The organism is Streptomyces sp. NPDC030862, assembly GCF_055571835.1.
In genome coordinates, this window is the sequence record NZ_JBVIEN010000010.1 from 174,060 (window position 1) to 191,944 (window position 17,885).

General features: G+C 72.9%; 12 protein-coding genes. 3 read left to right on the top strand and 9 right to left on the bottom strand.

From position 1 onward, the window contains the following. Positions 1-17: 17 nt before the first annotated feature. The 3 genes from ACZ42X_RS26215 to ACZ42X_RS26225 form a co-directional block, all read right to left on the bottom strand. A complete protein-coding gene (locus ACZ42X_RS26215; protein ID WP_468294803.1) occupies positions 18-1,793 on the bottom strand; it encodes a serine/threonine-protein kinase in 1,776 nt (591 codons plus the stop codon). A 123-nt stretch (positions 1,794-1,916) separates the two neighbouring features. Then, positions 1,917-4,409, bottom strand: coding sequence for a protein kinase (locus ACZ42X_RS26220; protein WP_468294806.1), 2,493 nt, complete (start codon positions 4,407-4,409; stop codon positions 1,917-1,919). A gap of 135 nt (positions 4,410-4,544) precedes the next feature. Continuing rightward, on the bottom strand, positions 4,545-7,166 hold the full coding sequence (locus tag ACZ42X_RS26225) for a serine/threonine-protein kinase (protein ID WP_468294809.1): 2,622 nt from the start codon (positions 7,164-7,166) through the stop codon (positions 4,545-4,547). A 160-nt stretch (positions 7,167-7,326) separates the two neighbouring features. Between ACZ42X_RS26225 and ACZ42X_RS26230 the strand changes: the two genes are divergently transcribed. Continuing rightward, complete coding sequence (locus ACZ42X_RS26230; protein ID WP_468294812.1) at positions 7,327-8,391, top strand: serine hydrolase domain-containing protein; 1,065 nt, start codon at positions 7,327-7,329, stop codon at positions 8,389-8,391. Between the two features lie 22 nt (positions 8,392-8,413). On the opposite strand, the gene ACZ42X_RS26235 is transcribed toward ACZ42X_RS26230, so the two are convergent. Continuing rightward, complete coding sequence (locus ACZ42X_RS26235; protein WP_468294815.1) at positions 8,414-10,120, bottom strand: glycerol-3-phosphate dehydrogenase/oxidase; 1,707 nt, start codon at positions 10,118-10,120, stop codon at positions 8,414-8,416. A gap of 223 nt (positions 10,121-10,343) precedes the next feature. Here ACZ42X_RS26235 and ACZ42X_RS26240 point away from each other — a divergent pair, with 223 nt between their 5' ends. Continuing rightward, positions 10,344-11,585: a nucleotide sugar dehydrogenase gene (locus ACZ42X_RS26240; protein ID WP_468294818.1), complete on the top strand. Its 1,242-nt coding sequence runs from the start codon at positions 10,344-10,346 to the stop codon at positions 11,583-11,585. 114 nt (positions 11,586-11,699) lie between these two features. On the opposite strand, the gene ACZ42X_RS26245 is transcribed toward ACZ42X_RS26240, so the two are convergent. From ACZ42X_RS26245 to ACZ42X_RS26260, 4 genes are all read right to left on the bottom strand, one after another. Next, positions 11,700-12,824 carry a GuaB3 family IMP dehydrogenase-related protein gene (locus ACZ42X_RS26245; RefSeq protein WP_468294821.1) on the bottom strand — a complete coding sequence of 375 codons (1,125 nt, stop codon included), beginning with the start codon at positions 12,822-12,824 and terminating at the stop codon, positions 11,700-11,702. A 117-nt stretch (positions 12,825-12,941) separates the two neighbouring features. Continuing rightward, on the bottom strand, positions 12,942-14,444 hold the full coding sequence (guaB, locus tag ACZ42X_RS26250; protein ID WP_468294824.1) for an IMP dehydrogenase: 1,503 nt from the start codon (positions 14,442-14,444) through the stop codon (positions 12,942-12,944). Positions 14,445-14,634: 190 nt separating this feature from the next. Next, the gene (locus tag ACZ42X_RS26255) at positions 14,635-15,237 is read right to left on the bottom strand and encodes a sigma-70 family RNA polymerase sigma factor (protein ID WP_361421232.1); all 603 of its coding nucleotides are present in this window, start codon (positions 15,235-15,237) and stop codon (positions 14,635-14,637) included. Positions 15,238-15,470: 233 nt separating this feature from the next. Further along, positions 15,471-16,082, bottom strand: a complete 612-nt coding sequence (locus tag ACZ42X_RS26260; protein WP_003948568.1) for a response regulator transcription factor — start codon at positions 16,080-16,082, stop codon at positions 15,471-15,473. A 402-nt stretch (positions 16,083-16,484) separates the two neighbouring features. Between ACZ42X_RS26260 and ACZ42X_RS26265 the strand changes: the two genes are divergently transcribed. Continuing rightward, positions 16,485-16,856, top strand: a complete 372-nt coding sequence (locus tag ACZ42X_RS26265; protein ID WP_468294827.1) for a WhiB family transcriptional regulator — start codon at positions 16,485-16,487, stop codon at positions 16,854-16,856. 104 nt (positions 16,857-16,960) lie between these two features. Here ACZ42X_RS26265 and ACZ42X_RS26270 read toward each other — a convergent pair whose 3' ends face one another. Then, a complete protein-coding gene (locus tag ACZ42X_RS26270; protein ID WP_468294830.1) occupies positions 16,961-17,854 on the bottom strand; it encodes a LysR family transcriptional regulator in 894 nt (297 codons plus the stop codon). Between the last annotated feature and the right edge of the window lie 31 nt (positions 17,855-17,885).

Below are 17,885 nucleotides of genomic sequence, written 5' to 3' on the forward strand. Positions count from 1 at the left end.
CTCTGCTCGCGCCGAGGTCACTCCTCGGCGGGACGCCAGCCGCGCAGCACGATGTCGAACTGCTTCCGAGTGGTCGCCCAGTCCTCGGCCGGGGACGACATGTACAGCGCGTACTCGGTTCCGTCGTCCGCGTAGTACACCTGGTCGATCGCGCGTCGCTCCCCCGCGTTGTCCTTGGTCTCCACCCAGGTGAACTCCCACAGACAGGATTCCAGTTGATCACGGAACGTGTTCGTTTGCAGCTGCTTCCGTGCATACTGTGGCAGCCGGTTCCGCAGGCTCTTCTCGATGTCGCTCATGTGCAGGCACGGCGTCTCGAAGTCCGGCGCCGGGTCCTTGCTGATCCGGATGAGGTGGCGGCCGTTGTCAGGGGTGTAGTCGATCTGGTCCCCCTCCATGCGCCGCTCCCAGCCCTCGGGCACAAAAAGGCTGAAACCTTCCGGGTCCTTGACGCGTTCCCAGCCGTCCGGGACGGCCGTCGGCAGCGCGCGGTCGGGGCGGCTGCCGCCGTCGTCCCCGTACCGCGTCACGGCGAAGCCGGCGGCGCTGCCGACGACGGCGGCGAGGACGACGACGAGGGCGGCCGTACGCCAACGGCGTCCGGCGCCCCTTTCCGCGACCGGGGTGGTGGCGGCTGCGCTTTCCTGGGCGGTCCTCGGGGCGGGCGCGGACGAGGCGGACCGGGCGGACCGGGCGGACGACTCCGGACCGCCCGGCGGGTCGGACGCGCCTGACGTGGCGGAACCGGCTACCCCAGAGGACCTGGAGAACCTGGAGGACCCAGCGGCCCCAGCGGCCCCAGAGGACGCGGAGGAAGCGGAGGACCCGGAGGTCTCCTCACCCGGCCGCCCGTCCACCTTGGTGGGCGCGTCGTCCCGGTCCGCCGTCGCCGCGGCGCGGTCCGCCTCGTCGACGCGCCGCGTCGGCACGTACGCCTGAGCGGCGGCCGGAGTGCGGCCCTCCATGGCCTCCAGCAGCATCCGTTCGGTCTCGGCGGCGTCGGGCCGGTCCGCCGGGTCCTTGCGCAGCAGCGCGGTGATGACGGGCGCGAGCGGTCCGGCGTGCTCGGCGGGCGGCTGCTCCTCCGTCACGACGGCCTGCATGGTGCTGATGGGCGAAGAGCGGCGGAAGGGCGAGGCGCCCTCGACCGCCGCGTACAGCGTGGCGCCCAGCGACCACAGGTCGGAGGCCGGGCCGGGGGAACCGCCCCGTACCCGCTCGGGCGCCAGGTAGTCGATGGAGCCGACGAGTTCCCCGGTACGGGTGATGGTCGCGTCGCCCTCGATGGCGGCGATCCCGAAGTCGGTGAGCAGCACGCGGCCGTCGCGGGCCAGCAGGACGTTGCCGGGCTTGACGTCCCGGTGGAGCACTCCGGCGGCGTGGGCGGCACGCAGCGCATTCACCACGTGCATGCCGATACGGGCCGCCTCACGCGCTTCGATACGGCGGTTTTCGGCCTCCTTGGCGGCGTCGGCGAGGGAGGGCCCGTCGACGTACTGCATCACGATCCAGGGCCGGTCGTCGTGCTCCAGGACGTCGTGGACGGTGACGACGCCGGGGTGGCTGATGCGGGCGGCGGCGCGTGCTTCCTTCTGCGTACGGGCGTGGAGGACGATCCGGTCCGCCTCCGACGCGTAACGGCCCGCCGTCAGTTCCTTGACGGCGACGGTCCTGTGGAGGACCTCGTCATGGGCCCGCCATACCTTGCCCATGCCACCACGGCCGATGGATTCGGCCAATCTGTAACGCCCGGCCAGTACCAGACCCTTGGCCGTTTCCTCAGAGTGTTCCACTTGCCCCCGCCCATTGCTCAGGAGGCCAAGGTTACGGAGGGTGGCGACCGGCAGGGAACCTCGGGGCCACCACGGAGACCGCACCGTGATGCGTACGGCCGCCGTGCCGGTCCCCGGTGGGGCTCAGCGGGTGGCGCGGTAGGCGGTGACGGCCTGTTCGTAGACCTCGTTGACCTTGTCGCGCTGGCCGTCCGGGCCGATGACCTGGATGACGTGGTAGCGGTCGCCGACGATGAGGGCGAGGTTGCGGACGTACACCTCACGGTTGTTGACGTCCTGCCAGGTGAACTGGCCCTCCGCCATGACCTGCTGCCCGACGTCGACGCGGCGCATGCCGGTGACGGAGGACCAGGAGGAGTCCCGCCAGGGCTGCAGCTCGCGCTCCTTGGTGCGCTGGTACTCCATCGGGTCGCCGCCGTTGGCCCGCACGGTGTCGCGGCCGGGGACCACGATCAGGGTGTAGTCGCCGTTCGTGTAGCGCACTTGACCGACGTCGTTGATGGGGCTGCGGCGCCAGTCCTTGGGGACGCCTATGCGGAAGCCCTCGGGGTCCTCCCGGAGCGTGTAGCCGGCGGCGAGGGCGGGGGTGGTCGGGGTGACGGCGTTGGGAGACGGGGCGGGGGTGGTGGGAGTCGGAGTGGGCGTGGGCGCCGGCTGCCCGGTCCGGCCGTCCTCTCCGGTCTGCCGGGGTGCGGTGGGCCGGGGCGCCGCACCCTGCTGCTGCCGCTCCTGGGGCTCGGCCTTGGGCATGAACAGCACGGCGTACGCGATGGCGGCCGCGAGCGCGGCCAGGATGAGCAGCAGGAGCGTACGGCCGAGCGCACGCGGGCGCCGGGCGCTGTCCTGGTGCCCCTTGGGCGCTCTCGCCGGGCGCGGCTCGCGGGTCGCCGCCCTGGGCTTCTTGTGGCGGTGGCGGCCGTGGCCCGCCTGCTCGACCGTGCCCACGCGGCCGCGGCGCCTGCGGACGAGCTCGCCGCGTCGGCGTACGACCGGCAGGCGCGCGCTGTCGACCGGGACGGACGGCATGGGGACGACGCCGACGCCCGCGTCGGGCTCGGGCGCGGAGCGGATGAGCGAGCGCAGCCAGCCGCGCAGCTCCTCGAAGTCGGGGCGCTCGGTGGCGTCCTGGCGCAGCAGCGACTCGACGACCGGGCGCAGCGGGCCGCACTCCTCCGCGTACGCGGGCGGTTCGGCGCACACCAGCTGCACCAGCTCGGCGGCGCTCTCCTCGGGGTACGGGGCATGCCCCTGGACCGCGCGGTAGAGCAGCGCCCCGAGCGCCCACAGGTCGGTGGCGGGGCCGATGGGCGGGGCCAGCTGCCAGGTCCCGTGGACGGGCCCGGCCTGCTCGGGCGCCCACCGCTCGGTCACGGCCCCGACGACGGCGATCCGGGCCTGGCGGGCGCGCTCGGCGGCGAGGGGGGTGGCCGGGCCTCGGTAGGGGGTGGCGGGGCGGCTGCCCGCGACGACGTCGTCCCAGCGGCCGGCGGGCGCGGAGGCGCGCCCGGGCTCGAGCTCGGGCACGGGTACGGGCTCGGGTACGGGCTCGGGCCGCACGGGCTCCTGCGAGGACCGGGGCACGGGCACGCGGCCGCCGCCGGCCGGTACGGGTCCGGTGGCGCCGGGGCCGTCGTGCCAGGTGCCCGTCAGCAGGGCGCGCGGCGCCTCGCCGCCGTACGCGTCGTGGTCGTCGAGGTCGTCCAGGTCGTCGAGGTCCTCGTCGTACAGCGCCGCATGGGCCTGGTGGGGCTCGTAGCCGGGCGGCAGCGTGCCGCCGGGGGGCAACGCGACGGCACCGGCCTCGTGGGCGCGGCTCGCGGCGGCCGCCCCGGCCCGGTACGCGGCGATGGCCCCGGCGCGCACGGCACGCGGGTCCGCCGTGGAGGCGCCGGCCGGGTCCACCCCGTACGGCCGCGTGCCGTACGGCAGCCCGGGCTCGCCGCCCGGGGTCGGCCCGGGGGCTTCCGGCGCGTCCGCGTGCTCCGTTTCGTCGTCGTCCTCGTCGTCCGGTACGGGGACCGGCGCGTACCCGCACAGGGCCTCTTCGGCGGCGCCGGCCGCCAGGCCCGTCAGGACGACGCGCCCGTCGTCGCAGACCAGCACCGTGCGCGCGGTGATGTTGCGGTGGACCCAGCCGTGCGCGTGCAGGGCGCGCAGCGCGGTGAGCACGTCCGAGGCGATCTCGGCCGCCCGGTACGGGCTCAGCGGTTCCTCGGCGAGCAGCGCGGCCAGCGGGCGGGCCGGCACGAGCTCACTGACTATCCACAGGGAGCCGGCCTCCGTGAACACGTCGAAGACCTGGTCCAGCCGCGGGTGGTCCGGGATCTGCGCCGCGGCCTGGGCGGCCTCGACGGCCCGCCGTACGGCAGGGTCACCGGGCCGCCGGGTGGCCCGGCCGGGGCCCCCGCGCCGCTGCGCGGCCGCGTACCCCGGCGGTGTGCCGTCGGCGTCGAGCACCTCGGCCTCGACGACCTCCGGCAACGGCAGTTGCCGGACCAGCACCTCCTGGCCGCTGTAGGTGTCGAAGGCGCGGGTCTCGACGAGGTCGTACTCGTCCGAGGGCGGCAAGGGCAGGCGGTAGCGGTCGGCGAGCACCCTCCCCGCGTAGTCCTCCACGACGCCTCCCCACGAGCGCGCTGTCCCCCCGGTCCGCCAGGCCGTGCGGAACCGTCAAAACCGGTCAGTACCCGTACCGTTACCTACCCAATCGGCTTCGTACGGTCCTCGCGCTCTCACGATACGTGGCCCCGGTCAGTCCTTGGGGCGGAACGTCGCGAACGCCGTCTTGCGCAGCGTGGTGCACTCCGCTCCGTTCCACTCGCTGGACTTGCAGGTGATCATGATCGAGTAGCCGTGCTTGGCGTCGACCTTGAAGCCCCTGTTGAGCACCCATACCCGCTCACCGCCCTGATTGCGCTCGAACTGCCAGTCGGCGGCGGTGGGGTAGCCGTTGTAGTCGACCTTCGCGATGCCGTGGTGCTTGTAGCCGCTGCTGGTGGCCGAGACGGCGCCCACCGCCGCGGCCCAGGCGCTGGCGGCGTCGTCCTTGGGGCTGGCGTTGAAGTCGACCTGGACGCGCGGGAACCCGCCGTTCGCGCTGAATATCCCGCCGGAGTTCTGCCCGGCTATGCCCGTCATACGGAAGGTGGAGGGCATGGCCATGGAGAAGTGGAAGCGGTCGTTCGTGACCATCGTGTAGCCGGGCGGGAGGGCCGCGCCGTTGCCGGTCCCGCCGGTGGACTGGCCCGTGCCGGTGCTGGTGCCGGTTCCCGTGCTCGTACCGGTGCCGGTGCTCGTGCCGGTGTTCGTGCCGGTGCCGCCGCCCTGGGCGCCCTGGGTGGCGTCCTGGCCACCGGTGGCCGGCTGCTGTCCGCCCTCCCCCTTGCCGCCGTCCTCGCCCTGGTCCCCGCCGGTGGCCCCGGCGGACGCGGTCGTACCGCCCTGCGGCTTGCCCTGCCCGCCCGTGCCCTTCTCGTCGTCGCCGCCCAGCGCGAAGGCCAGCACGACGGCCACCACCGCGAGCACGGCCACCACCGCGATGACCACGAGCGTGCGGCGCGGCACCACGTCGGTGAGCGGCGCCCGCACCGGTGCCTGCGGCTTCTGCTCCGCCGTCGGCCCGGGCCGGGGCGCGGGCTCCGGCTTGGTCGCCGCGTTGCGTACGGAGCGCAGCGCTCCGCGCATCCGCTCGGCCGCCGCGTCGGCCGCCTCCTTGCCCTTCGCCGCGGCCGAGGGCGCGGGCGCGGGCGGCAGTGGCACCACGCGGGTGGCCTCCGGCGACGGCTCCGGGGCCGGCGGCGCGACCGACGCCTCGGGCGTGTGGATCACGTCGTTGAGCAGCACCCGCGCGCCCGCGTCGTCGAGCCGTTTCTCGGGGTCCTTGTGCAGGAGGCCGTAGATGACCTCCTCCAGCCGGCCCGCGTTCTGCGGCGGGTCGAGCTGCTCGGTCATCACGGCGGTCAGCGTCGCGATGGCGGAGCCCTTGTCGTACGGCGGGCAGCCCTCCACGCACGCGTACAGCAGGCCGCCGAGCGACCACATGTCCGCCGCGGGGCCCGGCTTGTGGCCACGGGCGCGCTCGGGCGAGATGTACGAGGGGGCGCCGACGAGCATGCCCGTCGAGGTGATGGACGGGTCCCCTTCGACCTGGGCGATGCCGAAGTCGGTGAGGACGACGCGCCCGTCGTCGGCGATGAGCACGTTGGACGGCTTCACGTCGCGGTGGAGGATGCCCTCGCGGTGCGCGGAGCGCAGGACGTCGAGGATGGCGAGGCCGACCTCGGCCGCGCGCTTCGGCGTGAGCACGCCGTCCTCGCGGATGACGTCGGCGAGCGACTTGCCCTCGATGAGCTCCATGACGATCCAGGGGCGGTCGTCCTCGTCGACGACGTCGTAGACCGTCACCGCGCCGTTGTTGCGGATCCGCGCGATGGCCTTGGCCTCGCGCAGGGTGCGCGTGATGAGGCGGCGCTTCTCCTCCTCGTCGATGCTGTTGGGGAAACGCAGCTCCTTGACGGCGACGGTCCGGCCGAGGGTCTCGTCGACGGCCCGCCAGACGGTGCCCATGCCGCCGCGGCCCAGCACGACGCCGAGCCGGTACCGGCCGGCCAGGAGGCGGCCCTCGGCCGTCTTGGCGACCGTACCCGCCGAGCGTCCGGCCGCCGCACCGGTCGTGCGGCCTGCCGCCTCGCCGGAGGCGGAGGCGCCCTTCTTGTCCGCGTCGCCGGGCTGCCGGGCTCCCGGTACCGACGGCTTGCGTGCGGCGGCCGCGGACGCCGGAGGCTCGGACGCGGCCGCGGACGCTCCGCCCGGTTCCGCCGGCTTGCCGGCCTGCGAGGGCTCCGAGCGCTCCGAGTGCTCCGAGGACCGTGCGGGCCGGGAAGGCCCGGTGGACTTGGCGTCGTCGTCCGCCGCGCCCGACCGTGCGGCGGGGACCGCCGCCCGGGCCTCGGGCGCGGTACCGCTCTTCACCCGCGCCACTCCGGCTTCCGCTTCGGCTCCGGCTTCCGCTTCGGCTTTCGCTTCGGCTTCCGCTTGGGCGGTTCCATTCCGCTTCACGTCCTGTCCGACGCCCGACTTCACGGCCGCACCCTCGCCCGTCTCGACACCCGGCTTCACGTCCGGCCCGTCCTCCGCTCCGGCCTCCGGACCGGCCTCTGGACCGTCATCCGACCCGCCGCTCCGGCTCTTTCCCGCACCGTCGTCGACCGCGCCGCCTTCGGCCACACCGCCTTCGACCGCGCCGTCGGCCCGGCCTTCGACGGCGCCTCCGGCCTGCCCGTCATCCGGCTTGACGTCCGCTTCGGCGCCCGGCTTCGCTTCGTCCCGCTGAGGTTTCCGCGCCGCGCCCCGCGACTGCTCCGCTTCCGACATGCGTCCCCTCTGCGATCCCTGATCCTCGCCCGCGCCTGCCGCTTCCCGCGCGATGCGGTAACCCGCCCTGGAAGAGCGTCCATTGTCCCTCACTCCGGGACCGGCGGTTCTTCCGGGTCCGCCGTGCGTCAGGATGGCCCCGGAGGAAGGGACCCGGACCATGCCAACGCCCTGGAAGCGAAGCGCCGTCGTCGTGGCGGCGGTCCTGCTCGCGCTGGGCGCGCGGCCCCTCTCCCCGGAGCCGGACCCCGTGCCCGACTCCCCCGTCCTGCAGCGGTTCGTGTCCGAAGGCCACGCGCCCGCCGCCGCCCTGTTGTCCGCTTCACCGCGCTCCTCCCGTTTCCAGGCCACTGGTCCGGACATCGACCGTGCGGACCACTTCCGCGCGGGCAGCATCACCAAGACGTTCATCGCGACGGTGGTCCTCCAGCTCGGCGCCGAGCGGCGGTTGCGCCTGGACGACCCGGTGGCACGCCATCTGCCCGGACTGCTGCCCGGCCCCCTGGGCCGCCGCGTCACCCTGCGCGCCCTGCTGACGCACACCAGCGGCATCCCGGACTACGCCACCGCCGCGGGCCCCGCACCGGCCCGCCCGGCGGACGCCGTCCGCAGCGCCCTGGCCCGCCCACCGCGACCACCGGGCTCGTACGCGTACTCGAACACCAACTACGCCCTGCTGGGCATGGTCGTCGAGCGGGTCACCGGCCACTCCTACGCGGACGAGACCCGGCGCCGCATCATCAACCCCCTTCGTCTCACAGGCACCTCGTTCCCCGGCGCCCGGACCACACTGCCCGCCCCGCACGGCCGCGCGTACGACGCGCGGGGCCATGACGTGACCGCCCTCGACGCGCGCCACGCGGGCGCGGCCGGCGAGCTGATCAGCACGCTCGACGACCTGAACCGCTTCTACGCCGCCCTCCTCGGCGGCCGCCTGCTCCCCTCGCCCCAGCTGCGCGAACTGCTCGACACCCGCCCGTCCCACGGGGCGTACGGCATGGGCGTCTACCCGGTCACCCTGTCCTGCGGCACCACCGTGTGGGGACACAACGGACACATCACCGGGAGTTACGTCCGTACCGCCGCGACCGCCGACGGCCGACGCACCCTCACCTTCCGGGTCAACACGGACACTCTCGCGGCCGGGACGCTCCCCGCCCTGGAACCGGCGCTCCTGGAGGCCGAGTTCTGCGCGCGCCCACCGGTCGACCGCCGGGCCGGCTAGGGCCTGATCCGGAAGACAGGCCCTAGATCGGCACGATGTCCGGCGCGCCGAGCCGTGCCGCGTCCGCCGTCAGGTCGTCCGGCTGCCGCTGCGACTCGCGCTCCGCCTCGACCCGCTTGTCGTAGTGCTCCACCTCCTTGTCGACGTGGTCCCGGTCCCAGCCGAGCACCGGCGCCATCAGCTCCGCGCACTCCCGCGCGCTGCGCGTGCCCCGGTCGAAGGTCTCGATGGAGATCCGGGTCCGCCGGGTCAGCACGTCGTCCAGGTGCCGCGCCCCCTCGTGCGACGCCGCGTAGACGATCTCGGCACGCAGGTAGTCGTCGGCCGCGGCCAGCGGCTCGGCGAGCGAGGGATCGGCGGCTATCAGCTCCAGCACTTCCTCCACCAGGGAGCCATACCGGTTCAACAGGTGCTCCACGCGCGCCACGTGAAGGCCCGTCCGGGCCGCGATGCGCGCCCGCGCGTTCCACAGCGCGCGGTAGCCCTCGGCGCCGAGCAGTGGCACGTCCTCGGTGACGCAGGCCGCCACCCGCGTGTCGAGGGCGTGCACCGCCTCGTCGACGGCGTCCTTGGCCATCACGCGGTACGTCGTGTACTTGCCGCCCGCCACGACGACCAGGCCCGGCACCGGGTGCGCCACCGTGTGCTCGCGCGACAGCTTGCTCGTGGCGTCCGACTCGCCGGCCAGCAGCGGCCGCAGCCCGGCGTACACGCCCTCCACGTCGTCCCGGGTGAGCGGCACCGCCAGCACGCTGTTGACGTGCTCCAGCAGGTAGTCGATGTCGGCGCTGGAGGCCGCGGGGTGCGCCTTGTCGAGGTCCCAGCCGGTGTCGGTGGTGCCGATGATCCAGTGGCGGCCCCAGGGGATCACGAAGAGCACGGACTTCTCCGTGCGCAGGATCAGCCCGGTGCTCGAGTGGATCCGGTCCTTGGGCACGACGAGGTGGATGCCCTTCGACGCCCGTACGTGGAACTGCCCCCGCTCCCCGATCAGCGCCTGGGTGTCGTCCGTCCACACGCCCGTCGCGTTGACGATCTGCTTGGCGCGGACCTCGTACTCCCCGCCCGCTTCCACGTCCTGCACCCGGGCACCGACGACGCGCTCCCCCTCGCGCAGGAAGCCGACGACCCGGGCCCGGCTGGCGACCCGGGCGCCGTAGCTCGCGGCCGTCCGCACCAGGGTGGTGACGAAGCGCGCGTCGTCCATCTGGGCGTCGTAGTACTGCAGGGCGCCCACCAGGGCGTCCTTGCGCAGCGCCGGCGCCACGCGCAGCGCGTGCCGCCGCGTCAGATGCCGGTGTACGGGCAGCCCGCGCCCGTGCCCGGAGGAGACCGACATCGCGTCGTACAGCGCGACGCCCGACCCGGCGTAGAGCCGCTCCCAGCCCTTGTGCTTCAGCGGGTAGAGGAAGGGCACCGGCTTGACCAGGTGCGGTGCGAGCCGCTCCAGCAGCAGCCCGCGCTCCTTCAGCGCCTCACGGACGAGCGCGAAGTCCAGCATCTCCAGATAGCGCAGCCCGCCGTGGATGAGCTTGCTGGAGCGGCTCGACGTGCCGGACGCCCAGTCGCGCGCCTCCACCAGCCCGGTCGCGAGCCCGCGGGTCGCCGCGTCGAGGGCGGTCCCGGCGCCGACCACTCCGCCGCCGACCACCAGCACGTCCAGCTCACCCTCGGCCATGCCCGCCAGCGCCTCGGCGCGCTCCGCGGGTCCCAGTGTCGCTGTCCTCACCGCTGCCTCCCGTCGTCCCCCCGTGTGGTCGGGCCCACAGCTTCGATTCTGTCCCCGCGCTCCGACTTCAGCCACCGCCTGTGGACAACACTCGGACGTCCAAACGCTGGCAATGCCACATAACGGTCATATTTACGCCTAGTCTGACATTGCTCCCGCTCGTTCTGTCCACAGGACTTGCACAACGCGTCCACTCCGGCTACGGGAAAGGACGGCATCACCCATGCCCGCAGACCTCGCCGTCATCGGCCTCGGCCACCTCGGACTGCCCCTCGCCCAAGCCGCCACAGCAGCCGGTATCGGCACCATCGGCTTCGACACCGATCCCCGCCCCGTCGCCGAACTCGCCGCCGGCCGCCCCCCGGTCGACGGCTCGCTGACCGCGTCCGAGATCCGCCGGATGCTCTCGGGGGGCTTCCGGCCCACCACCAACCCCACCGAGCTCGGCCGGGTCCGCACCGCCGTCATCTGCGCGCCCACCCCGCTCGGCGCCGACCAGGCCCTGGACCTGACCGCCGTCACCGGCGCCGCCCGCGCCCTGGCCGCCCGGCTGCGCCCGCACACCACCGTCCTGCTGGAGTCCCCGGTGCACCCCGGCACCACCGAGGACGTCCTGCGCCCGCTGCTCGAAGAGGGCTCCGGGCTGCGAGCCGGCCGCGACTTCCACCTGGCGTACTCGCCCGGCCGCCTCGACCCCGGCAACCGCGCGCACGACTACGCCCACATCCCCAAGGTCATCGGTGGCCTCACCCCCGCCTGCACCGAGTCGGCCGCCGCCTTCTACGGCCGCCTCACCGACAAGGTCGTCCGCGCCCGCGGGCCGCGCGAGGCGGAGACCGTCAAGCTGCTGGAGACGAACTTCCGCCACGTCAACATCGCCCTGGTCAACGAGATGGCCGTCCTCTGCCACGACCTCGGCGTCGACCTGTGGGACGTCATCCGGTGCGCCGAGACCAAGCCCTTCGGCTTCCAGGCCTTCCGCCCGGGCCCCGGTGTCGGCGGCCACGGCACACCCGTCGACACCATCGGCCCCCACCGGCCGCTGCGCCTGGTCGAACTGGCGACGCGCATCAACGAACGGATGCCGCAGTACGTCATCCAGCGCTGCGCCACCCTCCTCAACGAGCACGGCAAGTCGGCGCGCGGCGCACGCGTGCTGCTGCTCGGCATCACGTACAAGCCGGACCTGGCCGACCAGGAGGGCTCCCCCGCCACCGAGATCGCCCGCCGCCTGATGGACATGGGGGCGGTGGTCAGCTACCACGACCCGTACGTGGCCGACTGGCGCGTCCGCGACCTGCCGGTGCCCCGCGCGGACTCGCTCTACGAGGCGGCCGCCGCCGCGGACCTGACGATCCTGCTCCAGCAGCACCGTACGTACGACCTCCAGGGGCTGGCGGTGAAGGCCCAGCTCCTCCTGGACACCCGCGGGGTCACCCCGGTGGGAGCGGCGCACCGCCTCTGAGGACTGCCGGACAGGCCTGGCCCATACGGGTGAGAACCGCCCCCGGGATACGCGGACGGGGCCCGCACCGGCGCTCGGTGCGGGCCCCGTCGCGCGAAGGCGCGTGGGAAGCGGTCAGCGGCTGTGCTGGGCGTCCGCGACCGTCACCTCGACGCGCTGGAACTCCTTGAGCTCGCTGTAGCCGGTCGTGGCCATCGCGCGGCGCAGGGCGCCGAAGAAGTTCATCGACCCGTCCGGCGAGTGCGAGGGACCCGTGAGGATCTCCTCCGTCGTGCCGACCGCACCGAGGTCGACCAGCTTGCCGCGCGGCACGTCCTCGTGGACGGCCTCCATGCCCCAGTGGTGGCCCTTGCCCGGCGCGTCGGTCGCGCGCGCCAGCGGCGAGCCGACCATCACCGCGTCGGCGCCGCACGCGATCGCCTTGGGCAGGTCGCCGGACCAGCCGACGCCGCCGTCCGCGATGACGTGGACGTACCGGCCGCCGGACTCGTCCATGTAGTCGCGGCGGGCGGCCGCGACGTCCGCGACGGCGGTCGCCATCGGGACCTGGATGCCCAGGACGTTGCGCGTGGTGTGCGCGGCGCCGCCGCCGAAGCCCACCAGGACGCCCGCCGCGCCCGTGCGCATCAGGTGCAGGGCGGCGGTGTAGGTGGCGCAGCCGCCGACGATGACGGGCACGTCCAGCTCGTAGATGAACTGCTTCAGGTTCAGCGGCTCGGCCGCGCCCGAGACGTGCTCGGCGGAGACGGTGGTGCCGCGGATGACGAAGATGTCGACACCGGCGTCCACCACGGCCTTGGAGAACTGCGCCGTGCGCTGCGGGGAGAGCGCGGCCGCGGTGACCACGCCCGCGTCGCGCACCTCCTTGATGCGCCGCCCGATCAGCTCCTCCTGGATCGGGGCCGCGTAGATCTCCTGCAGACGGCGGGTCGCGGTCTCGGCCGGCAGCTCGGCGATCTCGTCGAGCAGCGGCTGCGGGTCCTCGTAGCGGGTCCACAGGCCCTCGAGGTTCAGGACGCCGAGGCCGCCGAGCCGCCCGATGCGGATGGCGGTCTCGGGCGAGACCACCGAGTCCATGGGGGCGGCCAGGAACGGCAGCTCGAAGCGGTAGGCGTCGATCTGCCAGGCGATCGAGACCTCCTTCGGGTCCCGGGTGCGCCGGCTCGGTACGACGGCGATGTCGTCGAACGCGTACGCCCTGCGGCCGCGCTTGCCGCGCCCGATCTCGATCTCAGTCACGATGTGTGGCCTTTCCCTCTACGTCTGCGCCTACCAGTATCCCCGACACACGCGGGAGGGGCGGTTCCGGCCGCATGCCGGAACCGCCCCTCACGCGCGTACGCCTGCTTCCCGCTGTTACTTCCTGCTGTAGTTCGGCGCCTCGACGGTCATCTGGATGTCGTGCGGGTGGCTCTCCTTGAGGCCCGCCGACGTGATCCGGACGAACTTGCCGCGCTCCTGGAGCTCGGGGACCGTGCGCCCGCCGACGTAGAACATCGACTGGCGCAGGCCGCCGACCAGCTGGTGGACGACCGCGGAGAGCGGGCCGCGGAAGGGCACCTGGCCCTCGATGCCCTCGGGGACCAGCTTCTCGTCGGAGGCGACGCCCTCCTGGAAGTACCGGTCCTTGGAGAAGGACCGCTGCTCGCCGCGGGACTGCATGGCGCCGAGCGAGCCCATGCCGCGGTACGACTTGAACTGCTTGCCGTTGATGAACATCAGCTCGCCCGGCGACTCCTCGCAGCCCGCGAGCAGCGAGCCGAGCATCACCGTGTCGGCGCCGGCGACCAGGGCCTTGGCGATGTCGCCCGAGTACTGCAGGCCGCCGTCGCCGATGACCGGGACACCGGCCGCGCGGGCGGCCAGGGAGGCCTCGTAGATGGCGGTGACCTGCGGGACGCCGATGCCGGCGACGACGCGGGTGGTGCAGATGGAGCCGGGGCCGACGCCGACCTTGATGCCGTCGACACCAGCGTCGACCAGCGCCTGGGCGCCGTCGCGGGTGGCGACGTTGCCGCCGATGACGTCCACCGAGGAGTTCGACTTGATCTTGGCGACCATGTCGCCGACCAGCCGGGAGTGGCCGTGGGCGGTGTCGACGACGATGAAGTCGACGCCCGCCTCGATCAGCGCCTGGGCGCGCTCGTACGCGTCGCCCGCGACACCGACGGCGGCACCGACGATCAGCCGGCCTTCCTTGTCCTTCGAGGCGTTCGGGTACTTCTCCGCCTTGACGAAGTCCTTGACCGTGATGAGGCCCTTGAGGATGCCGGAGTCGTCGACGAGCGGCAGCTTCTCGATCTTGTGGCGGCGCAGCAGCTCCATGGCGTCGACGCCGGAGATGCCGACCTTGCCGGTGACCAGCGGCATGGGGGTCATGACGTCGCGCACCTGCTGGTGGCGGTCGGTCTCGAAGGCCATGTCGCGGTTGGTGACGATGCCGAGGAGCTTGCCCGCCGGGTCGGTGACCGGGACGCCGCTGATGCGGAACTTCGCACAGATGGCGTCGGCCTCGGCGAGCGTGGCCTCCGGGCGGACCGTGATCGGGTCGGTGACCATGCCGGACTCGGAGCGCTTCACCAGGTCGACCTGGTTGGCCTGGTCGGCGATGGAGAGGTTGCGGTGGAGGACACCGACGCCGCCCTGACGGGCCATGGCGATGGCCATGCGGGACTCGGTGACCTTGTCCATCGCGGCGGACAGCAGCGGGATGTTCACCCGTACGTTCTTGGAGATGTACGAGGAAGTGTCGATCTGGTCGGGCGCCATGTCCGACGCGCCCGGCAGCAGCAGCACGTCGTCGTAGGTCAGCCCGAGTGTCGCGAATTTCTCGGGCACTCCGTCGACGTTGGCAGTCATGACACCTTCCCCAAATGGCCTTGATCGGTGCGGATGTCCATGCTAACGGGCTGAGCGCGTGTCTCATTCCACGAGCAAGATCACCCGGAAGGTTTGTACGTTCACACGGACGGACGCGGCCGTACGAGGCCGCTCGGAGCGGCCGCGCGGGGTGCGCGCGGGCGCCTTACGGGCCGTGCGGACGGGCCGCTCACTGTTCCGCGAGGGCACGCAGGCGGCTGAGGGCGCGGTGCTGGGCGACCCGCACGGCGCCCGGGGACATGCCGAGCATCTGGCCGGTCTCCTCGGCGGTGAGGCCGACGGCGACGCGCAGCACCAGCAGCTCGCGCTGGTTCTCCGGCAGGTTGGCGAGAAGCTTCTTGGCCCACTCGGCGTCGTCGCTGAGCAGGGCCCGCTCCTCCGGGCCGAGCGAGTCGTCCGGACGCTCGGGCATCTCGTCGGACGGTACGGCGGTGGATCCCGGGTGCCGCATCGCGGCCCGCTGGAGGTCGGCCACCTTGTGTCCTGCGATGGCGAAGACGAACGCCTCGAAGGGCCGGCCGGTGTCCTTGTAGCGCGGCAGCGCCATCAGGACGGCGACGCAGACCTCCTGGGCCAGGTCCTCGACGAAGTGGCGCGCGTCACCGGGGAGCCTGCTCAGCCGCGTACGGCAGTACCGCAGGGCCAGGGGGTGGACGTGTGCCAGAAGGTCGTGGGTGGCTTGCTCGTCACCTTCGACGGCACGGTGGACCAGCGCGCCGATCGCCCCCGCTCCCGCGGACATGGCAGACACCTGCGTCTCGTCATCGCGCATCGGTCCATCGTGCCTTGACGCCTGCCGCTCGGTGGCACCGCGTGCGTACTTGTGCACCGAAGCGTTATGAGCAGGTGCGCCGGACGTCATCTCCTGCGCCCTCCCCTCCCGCTCGATCGACTCGTCCCCGAGGAACTCCACATCTCAAGGATGCGGCATCGAGCCGGAAACAGACATCGGGCCTCCGCCGCCCCGTCCGCCGGGCGGCGGACGGGGATCCGAACGGTCACGTGCTAGCGCACCAGACCCCAGCGGAATCCGAGCGCGACGGCGTGCGCCCGGTCCGAGGCGCCCAGCTTCTTGAACAGCCGCCGGGCGTGGGTCTTGACCGTGTCCTCGGAGAGGAACAGCTCGCGGCCGATCTCGGCGTTGGAGCGGCCGTGGCTCATGCCCTCGAGGACCTGGATCTCGCGCGCGGTGAGCGTGGGCGCGGCGCCCATCTCGGCCGAGCGCAGCCGGCGCGGGGCGAGGCGCCAGGTCGGGTCGGCGAGCGCCTGGGTGACGGTGGCGCGCAGCTCGGCGCGCGAGGCGTCCTTGTGCAGATAGCCCCGGGCACCGGCGGCGACGGCGAGCGCGACGCCGTCGAGGTCCTCGGCGACGGTGAGCATGATGATGCGGGCGCCGGGGTCTGCGGAGAGCAGCCGGCGGACGGTCTCCACGCCGCCCAGTCCGGGCATGCGTACGTCCATCAGAATCAGGTCCGAGCGGTCCGCGCCCCAGCGGCGGAGGACTTCCTCGCCGTTGGCCGCGGTCGTCACGCGCTCGACGCCGGGCACGGTGGCGACGGCGCGGCGGAGCGCTTCTCGGGCAAGCGGGGAGTCGTCGCAGACGAGGACGGATGTCATGGCCGTCCTCCGCAGCTGATGCGCGTCACCTTGGGCCTCCAGGCTGGTTACGTATCGTCACCTGTGCGGTTGACGCCCCCGGGCACCCGCCCGAGCGCTTGTTCTGTCAACCGCCTCCGCACTCTCAACGACGGTCACTCGAAAGAGTTACGGGTCCGCCCTCCCCCTTCGGCACTCTACGTGAGGGAGCGCGTACGGAGCAGAGCGACGCAGGTCACCGTTGCTTCACCCAGAGCTATGCCCCATTTAGCGGCTTTTCCTTCACTTTGTCGGTGTCTGTAGCTAGATTCGCAATGAGTCATATTTACATCTACTTAGACAGTAGTTGTACGGTCGTGGCTGTATCGGCCCAGGCATCAGCCCAGCTATCCGCTCAGCACCGGTTTCAAGGGGACATGCGCTATGGCAGATTTCTCCCGCCTTCCCGGACCCAACGCCGACCTGTGGGACTGGCAGCTCCTCGCGGCCTGCCGGGGGGTCGACAGTTCGCTCTTCTTCCACCCGGAGGGGGAGCGCGGCGCGGCGCGGAGTGCGCGCGAGAACTCGGCGAAAGAGGTCTGCATGCGGTGCCCGGTCCGCGCGGAGTGCGCGGCCCACGCGCTGGCCGTGCGGGAGCCCTACGGCGTATGGGGCGGCCTCACCGAGGACGAGCGCGAGGAGCTCATGGGGCGGGCCCGCAATCGTCTGGTCACGACGTCGGCGGCATCGGCGGCAGGGGGCCCGGGAGCATCGGCGGGATCGGCGGCACACACGGGATCGGCGGCACGCAACTGAAGGAACGTTTCTTCAACAGGTTTCACCCGACAGGACTCAGGGCGGCCCAGCGGGGCCGCCCTTCTGATGTTCAGGTCCTTCCGATGTTCAGGCCCTTCTGATGTTCAGGTCCGGGCCGCCGTGCGCGCCAGGTGGTCGAGGGTGGCCGCGACGGCCGGGACGTTGGCCAGGTCCGGCAGGGTGAGGGCGACGATCTCCCGCTCCAGGGCGGGTTCCACGGCGACCGTGCGGGCGCCCCGCGGACGTACGGACTCGATGGCCAGCTCCGGCAGTACGGCGACGCCCAGGCCGGCGCCGACCAAGCCCACCACCGCCGGGTAGTCGTCGGTCGCGAAGTCGATGCGCGGGGTGAAACCGGCGCTCTCGCACACGCTGACCAGCTGGCGGCGGCAGCGCGGGCAGCCGGCGATCCAGGACTCCTCGGCCAGGTCGCCGATGGCGACGGAACCGGCGTCCGCGAGGCGGTGCCCCTCGGGGACCAGGCCGACCAGGCGGTCGGCGAGCAGGGGCCGGACGACCAGGTCGTCCCACTCCGCGACGGCCGGGCGGTAGCGGAAGGCGAGCGCCACGTCGCAGTCGCCTTCGCGCAGCATCTCCACCGAGCGCGGCGGCTCGGCCTCGACCAGGGAGACGCGGGTGCCGGGGTGGGCGGCGCGCAGGGCGGCGAGGGCGCCGGGCACCAGGCTGGAGCTGCCGCTGGGGAAGGAGACCAGCCGGACCCGGCCCGCCCGCAGGCCCGCGATGGCGGCGATCTCCTCCTCCGCGGCGGTGAGCCCGGCGAGGATGCCGGAGGCGTGGCGTACGAGCGCCTCGCCGGCCTGGGTGAGGCGCATCTCGCGGCCCGTGCGGATCAGCAGCGGGGTGCCTGCGGACGCTTCGAGCGCCTTCATCTGCTGGCTCACGGCGGGCTGCGTACAGCCCAGTTCGCGGGCGGCCGCGGAGAAGGAGCCGGTGGCGGCCACGGCACGCAGGACGCGGAGATGGCGGGCTTCGATCACCCTTCGAATATAAGACTTGCTTGGGTGTTCA